Below are 19593 nucleotides of genomic sequence, written 5' to 3'. Positions count from 1 at the left end.
ATTTTTTAGCAGCCCCTTTAATACCTCGCTTATGTATAAATATTACCTTCTAGCCCTTATGCTCATTTTTGCTGCTAGTGCTTTTGCCCAGACAAAAGGCATTTTGAGGGGCAAGTTGATAGACAGTGTTGGCAAGCAATCACTCAAAGACGCTTCTATAACAGTGCTAGATGCGCAAGATTCTACGCTGGAAGTGTTTGGCTTATCGGTAGCTGACGGCAGTTTTGAGATAAAAAACGTATCATTTGGCAGTTTTTTGGTGCAGGTAAGTTTTGAAGGCTATACACCCATAAACCGCAAAGCTACGTTTAGTAAAGACCACCCCGTGGTAGACCTTGGGGATATTTACATGAAAATAAAAACGCAAGATTTAAACGAAGTGGTGGTGCAAACAAGCCCTATAAACATAAAGAAAGACACGATTGAATACAATGCAGGCAGTTTTAAAACCAAGCCCAACGCCGTTGTGGAAGACCTGCTAAAGAAATTGCCAGGTGTGGAGGTGGCTAAAGACGGCACTATAAAAGCTCAAGGAGAGCAGGTGCAGCGTGTGCTGGTAGATGGCAAACGTTTTTTTGGGGACGACCCCAAGATGGCCACCAAGAACCTGCCCCCAGATTTTGTAGATAAGATACAGATATACGATGCCCAAAGCGACCAAAGTGCATTTAGCGGTTTTGACGATGGTACACGCACCAAAACAATAAACATTACTACTAAAAAAGACAAAAGGAAAGGTATTTTTGGCAAGGCAATGGCAGGCGGAGGCGACCAAGGCAGGTACGAAAGCAGCCTGAACCTGAATGTGTTTAACAATAACCAGCAAATAAGCATACTAGGCGAAGGGAACAACGTAAACCGCCAGGCATTTACCGTGCAGGATATTTTGGGTGCAGTAGGCCGTGGTGGCGGTGGCCGTGGCAATGGAGGAGGAGGTGGCGGGGCTGTTGCTAACGTGGTGCAAGGGCTGGGTGCTGGCAACAGCAGCAACGGTATTACTACCACATGGGCAGGTGGTATCAATTACAGGGATGTATGGGGTAAGAAAACAGAAGCGTATGGCAGTTATTTTTACAATAACCTGGCTATCAACAACCAGTCTAAAAGCCTTACGCAGCGGTTTAACAGCAACCCAGATTCTACGCAAGATGCAAACCAAACCAGTGGCTCGTTGAATAAAAGCCAAAACCATCGGTTTAATTACAACATAGAAATGCCGATAGATAGCAACACTTCCCTGATTATACGCCCAAATGTTAGCTACCAGCAAACAAGCAACCAAAGCACTACCAATACAAATACTACGTTGAATAAAACCACTGACCTAAGCAATGTGGACCAAAGAACCAATAGCGACAATAATGGGTACAATGGCACGCTGGATGCCACGCTAAGGCACCGTTTTAAAACAAAGGGGCGCACTTATTCCATAAACCTTACTGGTAGCGGAAGCAGCAATAAAGGTGACGGCAGCAATTATTCCACAACTGTTTTTGGTTCGGCAACAAGGATTGCCGACCAAGAAAACAATAGCAATACAGATGCTAAAAACATCAGTACTACATTGTCTTACACAGAGCCTATTGGCAAAAACCAATTGTTAGAGATTGGATATAATTATAGTTACAAGATTAATAATGCAGATAAATATACTTATGCCAACACCGTATCGGGCTATACCTTGCCTGTGGACAGCCTTACCAACACGTTTAAAAATATAAACTATAGCAACCGGGTAACGCTTGGCTACCGTATCCAAAATGCAAAATACAATTTGGGCATTACCAGTGGGGTGCAGCTTGCTACGCTCAATAGCACCAATCAAAGCAAGGACACGGGCTTTCGTAAAAACTTTACCAATTTATACCCCACGGCCAACTTCACCTATAATTTTAGCCGTACCAGCAACCTAAGGGTGAATTATAGTGGGCGTACCAACCAGCCGAGCGTATCGCAATTGCAACCCGTGCCAGACAATAGCGACCAAACCAATGTGGTAACGGGTAATCCTAACCTATCTCAATCTTTTGTACACTCCCTGCGTGTGTTTTATACTTCTTTCGATGTATTTAAAGTACGCAATATTTTTGTAGTGCTGAACCTTAGTGCGACGAGCCATGCCATTGTGAGCGACATCACGCAATATACCTCCGGTGCTAAAGCGGGTACGCAGCGCACTACCTATGCCAACCTAAACGGCAACTATAGCGCAACTGGATATTTTAACTATGGCTTCCAGTTGCCCAACCCAAAAAGCAACCTGAATTTCAGTACCAATGTGAGTTACAACCGCAGCGTGAGCCTCATCAATAAAGCAATTAACTATAACAACAATACCACCCTTGGCGAAACCATAGGGTGGACGATGAACCTGAAAGAAAAACTAGATTTGAACCTGACCGCCACCTCTACCTACAACATTGTAAAAAATTCTATACAGGTGCAAAGCAACTCGGACTATTTTACGCAAAGCCTGTCTGCCGAGCCTACTTATACCTTTAAAGGGGGATGGGTACTAGGCAGTACTTTTGATTATACCTTTTATACTGGCCGCACAGAGGGGTACAACACCAGCGTGCCACTCTGGAATGCCAGCTTTAGCAAGCTATTGTTTAAAAAACAAAATGGTGAGCTTAAATTTTCCATGTACGACTTGCTGAACCAAAATGTGAGCATTACCCGTACCGTAACCAACAACAGCGTGCAGGATGTGCAGACCAATGTGTTGCAACGCTATTTCAGCGTTACGTTTACCTATAACCTGCGAAAGTTTGCTGGTCAGCAACCTGCCATACCCGGGCAGTTTAAAAATATGATGCGTGCAAATGGCAATATGATGCGGCGGATGATGAATTAGAGTGGGTTGGCAAAACGATAATACATTGTTGCTCAATGCTTTTTCGTGCATTTGCGGCAAAAAATATCGAAAACTCAAAATGCTGCATGTATAGATTGCACATTGCTTCCCCAAAAAATAGCCGCTTTGCTGTCGAAGTCCTTTGTGGAATCTGTGGTGTAAAAACGTATGCCAGGGTCCTGTAAGCAGTTGGCCGCCATTTCTGGATGGCGGTGCAGGTAGTCCGCCAGGCTTTTAGCCACAATCTCCCCTTGTGATACTATTGTAATGCCTTTGGGCGTAAATTGCTTTAGCTTCTCCATTAATAGTGGGTAATGGGTGCAAGCCAACAGCAGGGTATCTATCTCTTTATCTTGTTCCAGCAAATGCTGAATATGGTGCTGCACAAAATAATCGGCACCGGGGTTGTTGTATTCGTTGTTTTCTATTAGCGGTACCCACATGGGGCAGGCTTCTTGGTAAACTTGTATCTTGGGGTAGGACTTTGCAATTTCTAGTGGGTACGACTGCGATTGTACTGTGCCAGACGTGCCTACTATGCCTACCTTGTTGGTATGGGTATATTGCCCTATTACTTCGGCGGTAGGCCTTATTACGCCCAACACTCTTTTTTCGGGGGCAATTCTGGGCAAGTCTTTTTGCTGTATGTTCCGCAATGCCTTGGCAGAAGCCGTGTTGCACGCCAGTATTACCAAAGGGCAGCCTTGGCTAAAAAACCATTCCACGCATTGCAATGTGTATTGGTAAACCGTTTCAAAACTGCGGGAACCGTAAGGCGCACGGGCATTGTCGCCCAAGTACAAATAACTGTACTGGGGCAGTTCCCTTACTATTTCTTTCAACACAGTAAGCCCGCCATAACCACTGTCAAAAACACCTATAGGGCCCATTTTAGTTATGAGTTATGAGTTATAAATCATTTGTTATGAATTATGAGTTATGAATTATGTAACACAATTAGGATAAATTATACGAATTACATATTTATCAAGACACCCTGCCCCTATCAACCCCTAACTCATAATTCATAACTCATAATTAATAAACGCTGTCTGCAATATTAATAAAGCTTTGCTTGCCTGTGTTTATTCTGCCAATTTTATGCAGGGTAAACCATTTAAAATTTTGATCGGCATTCAGTCCTTGCCCATAAATTTTTTGCCTTGGGCTTTGCTGGCTAATGATAACTGGCTTATCCGTATAAAAAATGCCTTTTGCTTGGTCCCAGTACAGCTCATTGCACCAAAGGGTATCTTTTTTTCGGTTGAAAACAATAACGCTATCTTTCAAAAACACACGGTTATCATTTTCCAAATACCGCCCAAATTTTGCAAATAGTTGGCTTTCAACGGTAGTGGCACTATCATAAAAGTCGACATGTAGCGATTTGGGGAATTCTACTTTTGCACTGTCTGTCTGGTAGCGGAGCATCAATGGGGCGGTAAGCTTTGCATTTGCCTTGCCGCCATTTGTCATTAGGCTTTCTATGTTTTTCCCTTCCTCTATGCCAGTTTTATGAACGCTTAGGGCTTTCAGTGTTTCTATGTTATTCTCGCAACTGCCTAGCAAAAAGCCAAGCATGGAAAAAATAAGCAAGGTTTTGAAAGGGTATATTTGCCCTTTGAGGGGATTTAAAATTGGTGGAACCATGATAATACACAATTTCAAAAACGAGTGAACGCTATTTCTAATTATACAAAGATATTCATATTAATTTGGTTAAGCATTGTTGCACTCGCTAATGGCATACAACCCTTGGTACAATAAATTGGGATCTGCCAGTAGCTTGCTTCTTAAATGAGGAGTAAAAAAGGGCATGTCGCCACCAGTAAGCAACACTTGCAGGTTGTTGTATTTTTCTTGGTAAGCCTCTACTATGCCATCAATCTCTTTGCTCATGCCTAGTATCACGCCGCTTTGCAGGTTGGTATTTGTATCGTACCCCACTAGCGGGAAATTGTGCTGGGCTTTTACCAAAGGCAGAAAGGCTGTTTGCTCGTGCATTGCCCTGAAACGCATATGCAGGCCAGGGGAAATGCTGCCGCCTAGAAATTCATGGTATTTGTTGGTGAAATTGTAAGTAACACAGGTGCCCAGCCCAATAGACAAACAATGCTGATTGGGAAATAAAGTAACTGCTGCAGCACAAATAGCCAGCCTGTCGGCCCCAATGGTTTCTGGCTTGGCTACCGGTGTAGTAAGGGGCAGCTTGCTGGCGTGGTTCAGCTTGTGGAAAGTTGTTTTTGCTGCTAATAGGTCCTCTATAGCTGGCTCGTGTTTAATAACAGAGGAAAGTATAGAAGCATCCGGCTTGTATTGGTGCAATAAATACTCAATAGTCGCCGGGCTATCATCTTTCAATACTTCTACTTTTTTAAGTATGTCATTGTCAAACACGGCACATTTAAGGCGTGTATTCCCAAAATCGAAGCAGACGGTAATTTTACTTTTCATGCAGGCTGCTAAAGTACCTATCCTTTTAAATGTACATTCATTTTATTTGATAAATAGTGGAAAATAATTTTTATTTTAGCAGTAAAATAAGTAGCCATGGATACATTGCTAAAGAATGGAAACAAAAACCCAACCTGAAATTTTTGGTGCAGGAACTAAACCAAATGATATTGGAAGAGGATAAGCTGCGCAACGATTTTTACAACATCATTACCGAAGATGATAAAGCAGAGTTTATTAATGGCGAAGTAATTATGCACTCGCCTGTAAAAAGGATACACGGGAACTGCATGATAATGCTTTCAAGGCTAATTAGTGCATATGTTGACTTGCATGAACTAGGCGAGGCCGATGCTGAAAAACGAATGATAGCCTTAACCAGGAACAGCTACGAGCCAGATATTGTTTTCTTTAAAAGCGGCAAAGCCACCCAGTTTAAAGACAATCAAATGTTGTTCCCTGCCCCAGATTTTATAGCAGAAATTATATCCCCTTCCACGGAACAGAACGACAGGGGCATTAAGTTTACCGATTATGCCCTGCATGGGGTGGAAGAATATTGGCTTATTGACCCGCAACACCAAACTGTAGAGCAGTATCTGCTGGAAAAAGATACATATCAATTGGAATTTAAAGGCAAAAATGGAATTATATCTAGCAAAGCCATTAAAGGCTTTGCCATCAATGCAAAGGCATTGTTCAATAAAAAAGAAAATATAGCAGCTTTGCAGGCAATATTAAACGGTTAAAAATTAAACCCACCCAATTCCCTAAAATGCCCGTTGAGTTGTATTTTTTTCTTTAGGCTCTCGGTATTGGCTATTACAGGTATTACTTTTTTCAAGTGGTTTTTTATAAACTTCAACCGCTGTGCTTCCAGCAACAGCCCATGCAGTACATATTCTTCTTTTACTGGCAGGCCTATGTGGTGGGCTATATCGTAGCTTAGCAATTCATTGTCCTGTTTCTTAAAGTCTTTTTCTATGTTTAACAGCCTGTGCAGTTCCCTAACCAGCAATACTATCTCTGCCATCATCACATTGTTTTGCCGCATATTGTTTTCAGGATAAGTTACAATAGCACCACTGTAAAGCTTCTCTGGGATTTCTTTTATCAGTTCAAGCATTTTAAATACCTGCAAGCCCTTGGTCTTTATGTCCATTTTGCCATCATCATATACTTCTACTACTTCTGTAATTTCTACCAAGGTGCCCATTTCGTTTACCCCGTTTTCCAATACGGTAGGTATGCCAAAAGGCTTTGCCTCGGCAAAGCAATCGGTTATCAATTGCTTGTAGCGTGGCTCAAAAATGTGGAGGTTTAGCTTCTCGGCAGGGTACACCACAATGCCCAATGGAAAAACAGGGATAAAATTTGTCATAGCTAAAAAAAAAATTTAGGGAAGAATAGTGGTAAGTCGTAAGTGATAAGTCGTAAGTGGTAAGTCAAAAGTAATAAGTCAAAAAGGTCCAGATGCGTTAACTACATTGGGACTTTCTGCCTCTTTCTTTATTCGCTAGATAAAAAATGCGATGACTTTTGACTTACGACTTTTATTTCACTTCCTGCATATCTATCAATCTTTTATAAACACCCGCTAGTGCTAGCAACTGTTCATGGTTGCCACGCTCTACTATATTGCCTTTTTGCAGCACAATTATTTCATCAGCATGGCGGATGGTGCTTAGGCGATGGGCTATTACAATGCTGGTGCGGTTTTGCATCATGTTGTTGATGGCATCTTGCACTAGGCGTTCGCTTTCTGTGTCTAGGGACGATGTGGCTTCATCCAAAATTAATATCGGCGGGTTTTTCAGTACTGCCCTAGCAATGGTAAGCCTTTGCCGCTCACCGCCGCTTAGCTTGCTGCCCCTGTCGCCAATATTGGCATTAAAGCCATCTTCTTTTTGGGTAATGAAGTTATAGGCATTGGCCACGGTAGCCGCATCTATAATAGCTTCTTTAGAAGCATTTTGCTTGCCTAGTAGGATATTGTTGGCAATAGTATCGTTGAACAAAATAGGCTCCTGTGTTACAATGCTTATCTGGCTGCGCACACTTTCCAGCGTGTAGTCTTTTATGTTTACACCATCTATCAATAGTTCGCCACTAGTTACATCGTGAAAGCGTGGCACTAAGTCTGCCAATGTGCTTTTCCCGGCACCGCTGCTGCCTACAAGGGCAACGGTTTTCCCTTTTTCTATCGTTAGGTTTATATTGTTTAAAATTATGGCATCGTGGTAAGCAAACGTTACGTTCCTAAATTCTATGTTGTGGTTAAATTGTTGAAGTTGTTTGCCTTCCGGGTTTTCTACAATGGTATTGGTTGTTTGCAATATCTCTTCAATCCTTGCCAGTGCAGCAGTGCCACGCTGCATATTGTAAAAAGCAGTGCTCAGGCTTTTTGACGGGTTTATAATCTGGCTAAAAATGGCAATGTACATGATAAACGCAGAACCGTTCAAGCCAAAATCTTTGTTTTCCAATATCAGCCTGCCGCCAAACCAAAGGATAATACATAGCACAACAATGCCTAGCACTTCGCTTACCGGGCTTGCTAGGTCGCGTTTAAAGTTCATTTTATTTTTTACCGTGAAAAGTTCATCGTTTACAGCAAAGAACTTTTGCCGCGTTATTTTTTCTGCTGTGAATGCTTTTATTACCCTCATGCCCGATAATGTTTCTTCCAATATGCTCAGGCTCTCGGCATTTTTTAGTGCAGCAACATTGCTTTGTTTTTTCAGGCTCTTGCTTATTCGGCCAATAATAAAACCAGATAACGGCAACAGCACCAGCAAAACCAGCGACAATTTTGGGCTTAGCCATATTAAAGTGCCTAAATAAAAAAGGATGGTTACGGGTTCTTTTATCAAGCCGTCAAGGGTATTGGTAACTGCGTTTTCCAGCTCGCCAAGGTCGTTGGTCATGCGGCTCATCAAATCGCCCTTGCGTTGCTCTGTAAAATAGCCAATGGGCAGGGTAAGTATCTTTTCATACAAATTGTTTTTAATTTGTATCATCATGCCGTTGCGCATAGGGCTCATTACATAATAGCTCATATATATCGCTGCATTTTTCAGGAATATAGACACGATAATAAAAACGCACACCGCCGAAAGGGCAAACATTTTGCTATGGAATATAATAAGCTGGCTGAGATAATATTGAAGTACATTGATAACGGCAGCCGAAGAAAACTCTAGTGCTGGCTTTACGGTTATTAATTTGTCGCCATTGAAAATAATTTCCATAAAAGGGAACAGCATAGCCAGCGACACAACGCTGAATACCACTGCAAAAACAATAAAACCAAAATATAAAATAATGTTCCGCCTATAAGGTTTCAGGTACCGCAACAGCCCAAGATAATTTTTCATGTATTTGCCTGATAAAGAAGTAGTATATAAAAAGTGGGCAAAGGTATAGGTTATAGGGATGGATAAATGATGTGTATGATCATAATTACCGTTTCATTAAATTCTATAAATTTGAAGTATATTTATTCAAGCCAATTTTATATTTACATTTGTTATTCAAAGGCATACCATGAAAAAATCAGTTATAAAAGAAAGGTTGCACCAATATATCGAGATTGCTGGGGGGAAGCAACTAAAAGCAATATATACAATTGTAGGAGATGATATTGTAGCCTCTCCTAATCGTTGGGATGATGATACTTTTGTATCTGAAATGGATAAAAGAAACGCTTCTTTTATAAATGGCACAGCAAAAGTGTTTACATGGGAAGAGGTACAAGAAAGGGCGGAAAAAGCTTTGAAAGGTCAAAAGGGAAAATAATGTATCATCTGCTTTTTCACCATGATGCAGAGAATGAATATCAGGAATCTTATATTTGGTACGAGCTTAGGCAAAATGGTTTAGGCGCAAGGTTTAAAACAAATGTGGAAGCAATTTTAAACCAATTAAGAGCAAATCCCCAATATTTTGGTTACTATAAAAAGCCATTTAGGGAAGCATCAGTATCAGATTTTCCATTTACAATTGTGTTTACAATAAATGCTAAACAAAATATTGTACTTATAACGGCCATTTATCATGCTAAAAGAAACCCAAAGTTTAAGTTTAGGAAATAACTGTTGTACAGCTAAATATATATTCCCTTTGTGGGTTCACTTTAAGAAGGCGCACACCCCAAAAGCTTGAGGCAGCAAACACTAATCAAAACTTAAAACCTAAAACTCAAAACAACCCCTACGCCACTATAACCACCTTCCCTTCTTCCAGTATCGGCAAATTTTGAAACCTTAGAATAATATTGGCAGTAGCCACCACATCCCTTTCGCAATAGTCGGCAATGCGGCGCACATCCTTGTCTTTGTAATATACCTGCTGAACCATGCTGCCGTCCATATCTGTTTTAGAAGTGGGTATGTGTAAAATATTTGCTAAAAGATGCAGGGATATATAATTTTTATGGTCGCCAAATTTCCACCAAGTAAGGGTGTCGAACATTTTTACTTCCCAAGGTTTCTTCTCGTGAAATTGAAGGTATTCCGGCAGCGGCAAGTTGTTTATTACCATCCGCCTGCATATATAGGGAATGTCGAATTCACGGATATTATGCCCTGCAAATTGAAAATATTGGTTGCGGTTGTACATTTTGTTGCACAATTTCGTAAATGTTGTCAGTAATTCCTTTTCATCATTCCCATAAATGCTTTTTACTTTCAAGCACGTTTTTTTCTGCTCATCATCATAAAAATAGGCCGTGGAAATGCAAATAATCTTGCCAAATTCTGCTAGAATACCTGCTTTTTGCCGATAGCTTTCTGTCGGTGAAATATTTTCTGGCACGGTTTTAGAAATTTTATCCCACCAGAGTACCTGCCAGTCAGGCGATAACGATTCATAGCTTTCTACGCCAGGCACGGTTTCTATATCGAGCAACAATAAATTATCCAACATTTTTTTAATATTCAATTTTTATTAACTTTAAAAACAATTAATATGAGCTACACACCAGCGGATACGCCGCAAACCCCGCCAACAGACAATCGTAATATTGTTTATGCTATCTTGACTATTTTACTATTGGGTACTTGGGGATACATTATCTACGATAAAAGTAAAACTAAGGAAATGCTTGGGCAAAAAGACACCCAGATTATGTATGTAAGCAGCGAGAAAGATTCCATTCAAATGGCTTTTAACAATGCCAGCTCTAAATTAGATTCTTTTTCCAGTGCAAACACTAAAATGCAGGGTGCTTTGGCTTCGCAAAATGCAGACATACTGAACCTGAAAGAAAACATCAGCAAAATACTAAACGACAAAAATGCAACATCTGCAGAATTGAAACATGCCAAAGCCATGATTGCAGAACTGAATGGCAAAATAGATGGCTTGTTTGCTGAAAATGAAAAGCTAAAAGGCGAAAACCAGCAGTTGACCACTACAAATACACAATTATCAACGGATAAAGACAGCCTTACTGCACAAAAGCAAAACCTGCAAGCAAACCTGAGCGCAACAGAAGCTGCTAAAAGGAACGTGGAAGACATTGCCTCTACGCTGCACGCATCTAACTTGTCTATACTAGCTATTGACAAAAAACATAGCGGCAAAGAAAAGCAAACTTCTACCGCAAAAAAAGCAGATTTCCTTCGTTTTACGTTTGATTTGGACGAGAATATGATTTCCCCAAGCGGCACTAAAGAATTGTACATCTGTGTTACTGGTCCTGATGGCAAGCCTATAACAGATGGCGCCACTTTTACTACGCGCAGCGACGGTGCCATACCCTATACGAGCAAAAAAGAAGTAAACTACGAGCAAGGCAAACGCACGCCTGTAAGTTTCGACTGGCAGAAAGAAGACGGCAAGTACCAAACAGGCAACTACACCATCATTATATATAACAACGGCTTTAAAATTGGCGAAGGCGTTAAAACCTTGAAGAAAGGTGGTTTGTTTAGCTAAGTGAATTAGGAAAATATAAATATAACCTGTGGAAAAAGAGCAGCCTGTATAGGGCTGCTTTTTTTATGGAATACAAGCACGCTTAAACACGCTCCTTAACTACAATAAATAATCCCAAAGGAGGGGCATAGTCAAATATAATAGATATTAGCAATGCATCTTAATCAAGGCTAATATTTTTTAAGCCCCAAACTAATATAGCCGCAACTTGTTAGATAACAACTTGGTAACCCTACATAGCAAAAATGAACGAGTGATAAAAAGTGGTTTTCCTTATAACGATGTGTTTTTTTACCTATTTGGTAAAATTGTAACTTCTTATTTGAAAAAATCTTGCTACTTTACAAGTCCCCATGTTTTAATATGCCTCTAAATAGTACAGGTTCTGATAATCCGTTGCCCTTCCCCGACAGGGAAGAAAGGCTGCTATTGCAGCAAGTGTCGCAGGGCAGCAGGGAGGCATATACCACACTATATAGCCACTACCTCCCCATACTATACAAATATATTTATAGGTTCACCAGGCAGTCGCACGAAACAACGGAGGAGATACTGCAAGAAGTTTTTTTAATTATATGGGAAAAAAAGGAAACATTGGTGGCCGTTAATTCTTTTGAGAAATATGTTTACAAAATAGCCAAAAACAAATTGCTGAACCTGATAAAGCACCAAGACTTTAAAAAAAGGCTGCACCAAAATTTTGGGCATACGCAGGACAGTGCGCATACCAACACCGAAAAGCACCTGCAATATGCCGAATACCACGCCACTGCCCTGAAAGCCATCAACAATTTGCCCGAGAAACGCAGGGAGGTTTTTTTACTCAGCACGCAGGGAGGGCTTTCGCTAGATGAAATTGCAGGGCAGCTAGCCATATCCAAATCGAGGGTAAAACAGCAATTATATACTGCCAAGGAATATATTAAACAATATCTGCATGATAATGCCGAGTGGCTAATTGTTGCATTGTTTTATGCCAAATGGAAGCTATAATATATATAATTTTTAAAAAAATATAAGATAGGGGGTGTCTTTTCTTTCCCGGCAATTGTCTATTATTTCCAAAGACAATAATCATGGATGTTGCGGAAGTAAAGGCATTGATACCCTTGTTGGTGAAGGATGATTGTAGCGAAGCTACCGTGCAGGCTTTTGAGGCATGGATGGCATCTGCTACTTATGTGGAAGTAAGTGAAATATTGGACATTTATTACCAAAGCCTCCGCAATCAGCCTGACCCAAACGACAATTTTCGACAACTAACCCATAAAATAGAGGCAAGGCTAGACTTAGCGGATTTAGCCGCCGCCAACCCTGCCCCTCAACACATTGGGAAATACTACACTACGCGCCGCTGGCTTTCTGTAGCCGCTATTTTTATATTGTTTATTGGTGGGGCTTATGTATTTAAGTCAACTTTTTTTTCAGCACCCCCGTTAGCATCTATAGAAAAAAGGTATAAAAACGACGTAGCCCCCGGCAGCAACAAAGCTATTTTGACTTTGGGCGATGGCAGCAAGGTTGCTTTGGACGAAACCGGCAACGGCACTATAAAAAAACAAGCAGGTGTAAGCATCAACAAGCAAGGGCATGAACTAACATATAATGGCAGTGCTAGCAATACCGATTTTGGGGTTATTTACAATTCAGTGGCCACGCCCCGTGGCGGCCAGTACCAGCTTGCCCTGCCCGATGGCAGCAAAGTGTGGCTGAATGCAGAAAGTTCCCTACGGTTCCCAATTGCCTTTAGCGGCAATAGCCGTGAGGTAACCCTTACGGGCGAAGCCTATTTTGAAGTGGCCAAAAATGCGGAAAAGCCATTTATTGTGCATGTAAAAGAAATGGATGTGCGGGTGCTGGGCACGCACTTTAACGTGATGGCTTACAATGATGAGGCGGCTATTAAAACAACTTTAGCCGAGGGGTCGGTAAAACTTACCAATGGCAGTGCCACCCAATTGCTAGTGCCTAGTAAAGTGGCGAGTTTGCAGCAAAATAATTTCACTGTAGCAGATGCCAATATGGATCAGGAACTGGCCTGGAAAAACGGGTATTTCTTTTTTGACAAAGCAGGCGTGCAAACCATCATGCGGCAAATAGCCCGTTGGTACGACGTGGAGGTAAGCTTCGAAGGAAAACTGCCCACCAGCCTTTTTGTAGGCGAAATGAATAGGGCTTCTAGCCTAGCACAGGCACTAAAAATATTGGAATTGAGCGGCATACACTTTAAGATAGAGGGTAAAAAAGTGATAGTGCTTGAATGAATTTTCACCACATAGAAACATAGGCTCATAGGAGATTGGGTAAGAAAGAAGGGCAACATAGTATCATGGTTTGTCCTCCACCTTAGATGAATAGGTGAATAATAGAAAGATGAAAATAGCTTATGTGTAAAAAGGTATATGGTAGAGGCGGCTTCTATGTTCCCTCTTTTTTCTTTCCCTACTATGTGCCTATGTGTCTATGTGGTAAAAAAAAGAATGTGTTGAAAACACAAAAAAACCGGGAGCAAATTGCAGCTGCCCCCGGCGGAATGGGAAACAATAACAAAAACCGAGTAAAGGCATTTATCTATCATTAAACCCAAGTGTTTCAAATTTATGGAATTAATTGTTTCCAATGGCATCTTATCCTTTATAAAAGGGTGTACAAAGTTTTTTCTAAGCAACCTCAGGGTTGCACCAACAAGCGGAAAAAGCAATTATATGCCTGCTATAGGAGGGCTCGCCACAAAATGTGCCTTGATTATGAAGATGGTAACCTTATTATTATTGGTTTCTACACTACAGGTATCTGCAAAAGCATTCTCCCAAAAAATTACTTTTTCTGGTAAAAACTTGCCGGTAGAAAAAGTATTGTCCAGCATAAAGGCACAGAGCGGCTACCTTTTGTTTTACGATTATGCCCTGTTGCAGGATGCAAAACTCGTGAGCCTAGACATAAAAGCTGCATCGGTAGAGCAGGTAATGGACATATTGGTTAAAGGCCAGCCTTTTGTTTATGCCATTGAAAACAAAACTATTGTGCTAAGCAAAAAGCCTTCTTTCCTCGAAAATATTTCTGCCCAGTTGTTTGCCCCGCCTACTGTGGAAATAAAAGGCCATGTGTTTGGCGAAAATGGCGACCCTTTGCAAGGGGCATACATCATACTAAAAGGCAATAGCAAAAAAGCAGCCATAACCAATGCAGCAGGCGAGTTCACCCTTAGCCTTACGCCGCAGGAAATGTCGCAGGGCTTCTTAGTGTTTTCTTATGTTGGGTACAACAAATACGAATATCGCATCAGCGGGCATAAAAACATAGACATTACCCTAGCCAAAAATATACAGGCCCTAACAGATGTGGTGGTTACCAATAGTTATAGCAAGCCCAAGCGCAAAGAAGAAGTAACGGGCAGCATTGTAACCGTTTCATCAAAGCAGTTGCAAACAGACAGGCCTATTGAAAGTTTCGACAAAATGCTGGAAGGCATGGCGGCAGGCGTGCAGGTAGTAACAAATACCGATTTAGGTACGCCAGTAACCATCAATATACGGGGGCAAAATTCCCTAACGAACTTGTATGGTGCTAACAGGACTACACTTACCACATCCTCGCAGCCTTTGTTTGTGGTGGATGGCGTACCCATTATGGAGCAGAGACGTACAGACGAGCCGCTAATGTTTATCAACAACGAGCAATTACTGAACCCTTTGGCTGGCATTAATCCCAATGACATTGAAAGCATTTCTATATTAAAAGATGCAGCCGCTGCTTCCATTTATGGTTCTAATGCTAGCAATGGCGTGGTAATTATCACTACAAAAAAAGGAAAGGCTGGTAAAACAAAACTGAACGTGCATTATAGCAATGGATGGGCACAAAGCATTAATAAAATAAAATGGCTAGATGGCAAGCAATACCACGATTTGTTAAGGGAAGAACTGATAAACGATAGGAAAACCCCTGCCGATGCAGAACTGTTGGCGGGTGCCAGCGATATCAATACGCCATGGTTTGAACTAGCCAATAGGTATAGCACTTACGATGCTGTAGACCTAGACTTGGCTGGCGGCAACGATGTTACACAGTTCAGGGTTTCTAGCTCTTATAAAAAACAGCAAGCCATCCAAAAAGGGAACGATTATGAAAAAATTTATGTCCGTTTCCGGTTAGATCATGCCATAAGCAAAAAATTTTCCTTGGGGATTACCCTTGCCCCCTCGCTCACGCATAAAAATGGCGTGAACGTATACGGGCTAGTACCCATAACGCCAAATGCGCCTGTTTATAATGCTGACGGCACTTTTTTCTCCTTTGCTAACCTAGGGGTAGCAAACCCAATAGCAGTAATAGCCCAAAACAAGGACTATGCTACGGGCGGCTCCCTAAATGGCAACACACGCCTAGAGTATTCCCCGTTTAAAAACTTGCATTTCAGTACCCTTTGGGGCGTTGATGCCTTGCTAAACAGGCAAAGCCAATTCTCAAGTGCTGGCAATGCCACGGGTGCCAGTAAAAATGGGTCTGCACAAATTACTGACCGCACTAATTTTAGCTGGATTAATACTGACCAAGTAAACTGGTCGCCCACTTATAAAAAAATACACAATTTCGATTTAACGGCTGGGTTTGAAGCCAAGAGCGAGGACACCAAGTTGTTAGGCGGTTCTGGATCTGGCTTTACTTATACTAGGCTGATAGAACTAAGCACGGCAAAATCTGGGATCCCAGCTTCGTCTAAAAACAAAGCCAATACCTATTCTTATTTTAGCCAGTTGCTTTACAACTACGATGGCAAATATTTTGTTAGCCTCAGCACTAGGCTAGATGCAGCCAGTATTTTTGGGAACGATGTTAACCAAACCATCAATTCTGGCGTGGGCGTAGGCTGGCTGTTAAGCAAAGAAAAGTGGTTTAATCGATACAATTGGCTAGACATGCTGCGGGTGCGTGAGAGCTATGGTAAAACGGGCAATAGCCGCATAGGCAGCTATGAAGCCAGGGGTATTTACACTTTTAACGGGAAGGGCTACAACGATATGGTTACTTCCTACATTAGCACGGCGCCAAACCCCGACCTTACTTGGGAGGCTGGCTACAAGCAAAACACAGGGATAGACATTGGGTTCCTAAAGCGGTTTACCTTTTCGTTAGACATATATGAAAATAACCTCAAAAATGCCATCAACTCCATCAGCATACCACCTGAAAATGGCTTTAACAGCGAGCTGGCCAATGTGGCCGACATGCGCAACAGGGGCTGGGATGCAGGGTTTATTGCCCAGATATTCACGGGGAAATTCAAGTGGACAAGTACACTGAACGTGGGTTACAACAAAAACGTAGTAACAAGGGTATTTAGCAACGTAACCCGCTATGCTTCTCAAAATAGTGCGGCTTCCGTATTGAAGACAGGTGTAAGCACATCTGCAATCTGGGGCTTTCGGTTTGCCGGGGTAGACCCAGCAACGGGTTATGAACAGTTTTATGACAAGAGCGAAGGAAAAGTTGTATTGTCAACCGACTTGGACAGGACATTGGCCAATGCCTATTCACTTGGTGACAGGTTGCCAAAAGCACAGGGTGGCTTTATCAATTCTTTTAGCTACGAAGGGGTGTCACTAACCCTGAACATGATTTACTCATTCGGGGCAAAAGCGTTGATAGATTACAATAACGAAAATAATGGGCGCAACCTGCAAAACAGAAACCAAAGCGTGAATTTGCTGGACAGGTGGCAGAAACCGGGCGACATAGCCAATATACCTAGGTTATCCTCTGGTATCAATGGCTTAGGTAACCCGATTGTGAGCAACTCCTCTAGGTATGTATATGATGATACGTATATAAAAATTAGCAACCTATCGCTTTCCTATTCCCTGCCGCAAAGCATGGTAAGGAAGCTAAAAGGGGTAAGCTGCACGGTGTATGGCAACGCCACCAATTTATATTATTGGTACAAGGAAAAATCGCCTGCGGGCCGAAATGGAATAAGGGAATACAAATTTAGTTTCCCCGAAGCACAAACATTTACTTGGGGGGTGAAGATGGGAATGTGATTTAATTGACAATTAATAATTGATAACTGACAAAATAGGAATTATCAATTATCAGCTATCAATTATCCGCTATCAATTATCAATTATTATCATGAAACATAAATTATACATTATCACTTTGTTAATAGCCATTGCAATGGCGGGTGGGGGATGCAGGAAATTTTTGCAAACACCGCCGGGCAATGTTGCATCGCTGGCTGATGTGTTCAACAATTTTGAAGGGGCAAGGACTGCCATGGTGGGCTGCTACGATAAGTTAAAGGCATCGGACTATTACCTGAGGGATTTTTATGCCTACCCTGAATTGACAGGGGGCAATATAAAATATGCTTACACCAAAAAACCAGTGTTATCAAATGTATACAACTTTATTGGCCAGGGTGGTACAAGCGATATGGATGGTTTTTATAGTGAAGCTTATTCGCTTATTTACAGCACCAACAACGCACTTGAAAATGTACAATATGCCACCGATGCCACTCCTGCCCAGAAAAACAGGATGCTGGCAGATGCTTATGCCATCAGGGCACTGGCCTATTTTGATTTATCGAGGGTATTTTGTCAAAACTATGCTTATACGCCCGATGCCAGCCACTTAGGCTTAGTAATCAAAAACAAAAATACATTTGGCCTGCCGCCCTTGAACGACACAGCTACCGTGAAGCAAGTGTATGCACAAATAATCAACGATTTTGACAGTGCCCTTGCCCGCTACGCCAACAGCACGGATATATACAATACGGGCAGCCCTCGCACTTGGATGAATCCCGATGCAGTAAATGCCTTGCTGGCAAGGGTTTGCCTATACAAAGGTGATTATGCAAAAGCCTACTCACTTAGCATGGCATTAATTAATTCAAAAAAATACCCACTAATCACTAATAGCAACTACAATGCATCTTGGAGCAAAAAGAACATTAGTAGCGAAAGCATTTTTGAACTAGCTTTTGGCTCTGGCACAGGTGGCTCCTATGGGGATTATTTCAATGTGTTTGCCCCAAAGTCTTTGTACCTGCAATTTGCAGCTACCAACGATTTACTATCGCTATATGACCCAGCCGATGTAAGGGGACATGATTATTTGTATCAAGATACTGTGTTTGATAGCAAGACTTATTCTTTCTGCAAGAAATATTATGGCACTTTCGACAGTTCTAATAACATAAAAGTAATAAGGGCTTCGGAACTGTATTTTATTGCTGCGGAAGCTGCCGTGCAAATAGACCCCGCAAATGGACTATCAACTGCAGCAACCCTGCTGGATGTAATACGCAAGCGGGCAAACCCTGCTGCACCTTTTTTTACTGCCACCACCAAGCAGGCCATGCTGGATGAAATTTTTACTGAACGCAGGCGGGAACTGTGCTACGAAGGCCACTTGTTTTTCGACATTAGCCGAATGAAAAGGAATTTGGTTAGGATAGACTGCACCAGCGCCAGTGCAAGTTTTACTTACCCTAATTGGCGTTATGCATACCCAAGGGTTATTTTTTAAATAATAAATAATTATATATGAATTATAAGATATTAATGTTGTTATTGGTTACAGTAATTTTTTGCGGCTGCAAAAAAGAATACGATGTTCAGCCTACTTATGCCAAAAACTTGTTAGGAAAAACATGGGCTCAAGACCAACAATATTACTCGCCACATCCTGAATTGTATATCGATTCAACAGGTAAGTGGATGAAATTTATTAGCTTCTCTTTTACCTCCACAGCCGAACCCGATAAAATTGGTTTCATGAATCCCAATGTGCCAGGAAAAGGCACGAATGCGTTGGGCATGAATAGTATTTACACAAAGCAAGGCATCAGCCAAGATTCGGGCACTTACAATGTCATTATCCCCAAATGCTTTCAATTTATCCCTAAAAGTGCAGACTCTACTGGAACGGGTACAGTAGTGGTGCTGCCACAAGGTGTAACCATCACCCGAAGGGACAAGACAAAGTTTATTATTTATATATCCCCAAGCACGCAATCTGGCACTTACAATACCGACACTGGGATTTTTGAAATAGAAGTTTCTTTCGACGAAACCAGTATTGGCGGAGCAAAGGATGTGAAAAGGAAGTACCGGTTTACTTCGTGATTAGTCGTAAGGCGTAAGTCAATGGTTGGTGTTAGTAGAAAATAGCCCTGAAAGGGCGGTATATGTTAGCGATGGGTGTAGCCCATCGGGATAGAAAAAGTGGAGAATGGGAAAAACCCGTCGAAGTAAAAAATTGAAATTTAAAAAACGCTCTTTCCAATCCGCCTTTAGGGGATAGGGGTATTTCACCCCTTTAGGGGAGGACGG

General features: G+C 41.6%; 16 protein-coding genes. 10 read left to right on the top strand and 6 right to left on the bottom strand.

Features of this window, described 5'->3' with window-relative positions:
- The first annotated feature begins 31 nt into the window (after nt 1-31).
- Nucleotides 32-2857 (top strand): outer membrane beta-barrel protein, encoded by a 2826-nt coding sequence (locus ACHFIY_RS12945; protein ID WP_410846525.1) that lies wholly within the window; start codon nt 32-34, stop codon nt 2855-2857.
- Nucleotides 2858-2931: 74 nt separating this feature from the next.
- On the opposite strand, the gene murI is transcribed toward ACHFIY_RS12945, so the two are convergent.
- The 3 genes from murI to ACHFIY_RS12930 form a co-directional block, all read right to left on the bottom strand.
- A complete protein-coding gene (murI, locus tag ACHFIY_RS12940) occupies nt 2932-3747 on the bottom strand; it encodes a glutamate racemase (RefSeq protein ID WP_410846524.1) in 816 nt (271 codons plus the stop codon).
- A gap of 148 nt (nt 3748-3895) precedes the next feature.
- Nucleotides 3896-4453: an LPS export ABC transporter periplasmic protein LptC gene (gene lptC, locus ACHFIY_RS12935; RefSeq protein WP_410846523.1), complete on the bottom strand. Its 558-nt coding sequence runs from the start codon at nt 4451-4453 to the stop codon at nt 3896-3898.
- A gap of 123 nt (nt 4454-4576) precedes the next feature.
- Nucleotides 4577-5311 (bottom strand): type III pantothenate kinase, encoded by a 735-nt coding sequence (locus tag ACHFIY_RS12930; RefSeq protein ID WP_410846522.1) that lies wholly within the window; start codon nt 5309-5311, stop codon nt 4577-4579.
- Nucleotides 5312-5367: 56 nt separating this feature from the next.
- Here ACHFIY_RS12930 and ACHFIY_RS12925 point away from each other — a divergent pair, with 56 nt between their 5' ends.
- Nucleotides 5368-6060 carry a Uma2 family endonuclease gene (locus ACHFIY_RS12925; RefSeq protein WP_410846521.1) on the top strand — a complete coding sequence of 231 codons (693 nt, stop codon included), beginning with the start codon at nt 5368-5370 and terminating at the stop codon, nt 6058-6060.
- Here the strand turns inward: ACHFIY_RS12925 and ACHFIY_RS12920 are convergent.
- The gene (locus tag ACHFIY_RS12920; protein ID WP_410846520.1) at nt 6057-6692 is read right to left on the bottom strand and encodes an LON peptidase substrate-binding domain-containing protein; all 636 of its coding nucleotides are present in this window, start codon (nt 6690-6692) and stop codon (nt 6057-6059) included. The genes ACHFIY_RS12925 and ACHFIY_RS12920 overlap by 4 nt on opposite strands.
- A gap of 172 nt (nt 6693-6864) precedes the next feature.
- Nucleotides 6865-8688, bottom strand: a complete 1824-nt coding sequence (locus tag ACHFIY_RS12915; protein WP_410846519.1) for an ABC transporter ATP-binding protein — start codon at nt 8686-8688, stop codon at nt 6865-6867.
- Nucleotides 8689-8857: 169 nt separating this feature from the next.
- Between ACHFIY_RS12915 and ACHFIY_RS12910 the strand changes: the two genes are divergently transcribed.
- A complete protein-coding gene (locus ACHFIY_RS12910) occupies nt 8858-9109 on the top strand; it encodes a hypothetical protein (RefSeq protein WP_410846518.1) in 252 nt (83 codons plus the stop codon).
- Nucleotides 9052-9405, top strand: a complete 354-nt coding sequence (locus ACHFIY_RS12905; RefSeq protein WP_410846517.1) for a type II toxin-antitoxin system RelE/ParE family toxin — start codon at nt 9052-9054, stop codon at nt 9403-9405. The genes ACHFIY_RS12910 and ACHFIY_RS12905 overlap by 58 nt, the downstream gene beginning before the upstream one ends.
- 118 nt (nt 9406-9523) lie before the next feature.
- On the opposite strand, the gene ACHFIY_RS12900 is transcribed toward ACHFIY_RS12905, so the two are convergent.
- Complete coding sequence (locus ACHFIY_RS12900; protein WP_410846516.1) at nt 9524-10237, bottom strand: ribonuclease H-like domain-containing protein; 714 nt, start codon at nt 10235-10237, stop codon at nt 9524-9526.
- Nucleotides 10238-10279: 42 nt separating this feature from the next.
- On the opposite strand from ACHFIY_RS12900, the gene ACHFIY_RS12895 reads away from it, so the two are divergent.
- The 6 genes from ACHFIY_RS12895 (at nt 10280) to ACHFIY_RS12870 (ending at nt 19386) form a co-directional block, all read left to right on the top strand.
- Nucleotides 10280-11251 carry a hypothetical protein gene (locus ACHFIY_RS12895; RefSeq protein WP_410846515.1) on the top strand — a complete coding sequence of 324 codons (972 nt, stop codon included), beginning with the start codon at nt 10280-10282 and terminating at the stop codon, nt 11249-11251.
- 363 nt (nt 11252-11614) lie between these two features.
- Nucleotides 11615-12244, top strand: a complete 630-nt coding sequence (locus ACHFIY_RS12890) for an RNA polymerase sigma factor (protein WP_410846514.1) — start codon at nt 11615-11617, stop codon at nt 12242-12244.
- 83 nt (nt 12245-12327) lie between these two features.
- Nucleotides 12328-13515 carry a FecR family protein gene (locus ACHFIY_RS12885; RefSeq protein WP_410846513.1) on the top strand — a complete coding sequence of 396 codons (1188 nt, stop codon included), beginning with the start codon at nt 12328-12330 and terminating at the stop codon, nt 13513-13515.
- A 336-nt stretch (nt 13516-13851) separates the two neighbouring features.
- The gene (locus ACHFIY_RS12880) at nt 13852-17292 is read left to right on the top strand and encodes a SusC/RagA family TonB-linked outer membrane protein (RefSeq protein WP_410846512.1); all 3441 of its coding nucleotides are present in this window, start codon (nt 13852-13854) and stop codon (nt 17290-17292) included.
- A gap of 91 nt (nt 17293-17383) precedes the next feature.
- On the top strand, nt 17384-18787 hold the full coding sequence (locus ACHFIY_RS12875) for a RagB/SusD family nutrient uptake outer membrane protein (RefSeq protein ID WP_410846511.1): 1404 nt from the start codon (nt 17384-17386) through the stop codon (nt 18785-18787).
- A gap of 17 nt (nt 18788-18804) precedes the next feature.
- Nucleotides 18805-19386 carry a hypothetical protein gene (locus ACHFIY_RS12870; protein ID WP_410846510.1) on the top strand — a complete coding sequence of 194 codons (582 nt, stop codon included), beginning with the start codon at nt 18805-18807 and terminating at the stop codon, nt 19384-19386.
- The last annotated feature ends 207 nt before the right edge of the window (nt 19387-19593 follow it).

It is taken from the genome of Parasediminibacterium schistidii, from assembly GCF_046546515.1.
Taxonomy (GTDB): Bacteria; Bacteroidota; Bacteroidia; order Chitinophagales; family Chitinophagaceae; genus Parasediminibacterium.
The sequence above is the reverse complement of the archived record's forward strand: the minus strand, read 5'-3'. Positions and strand labels throughout refer to the sequence as shown.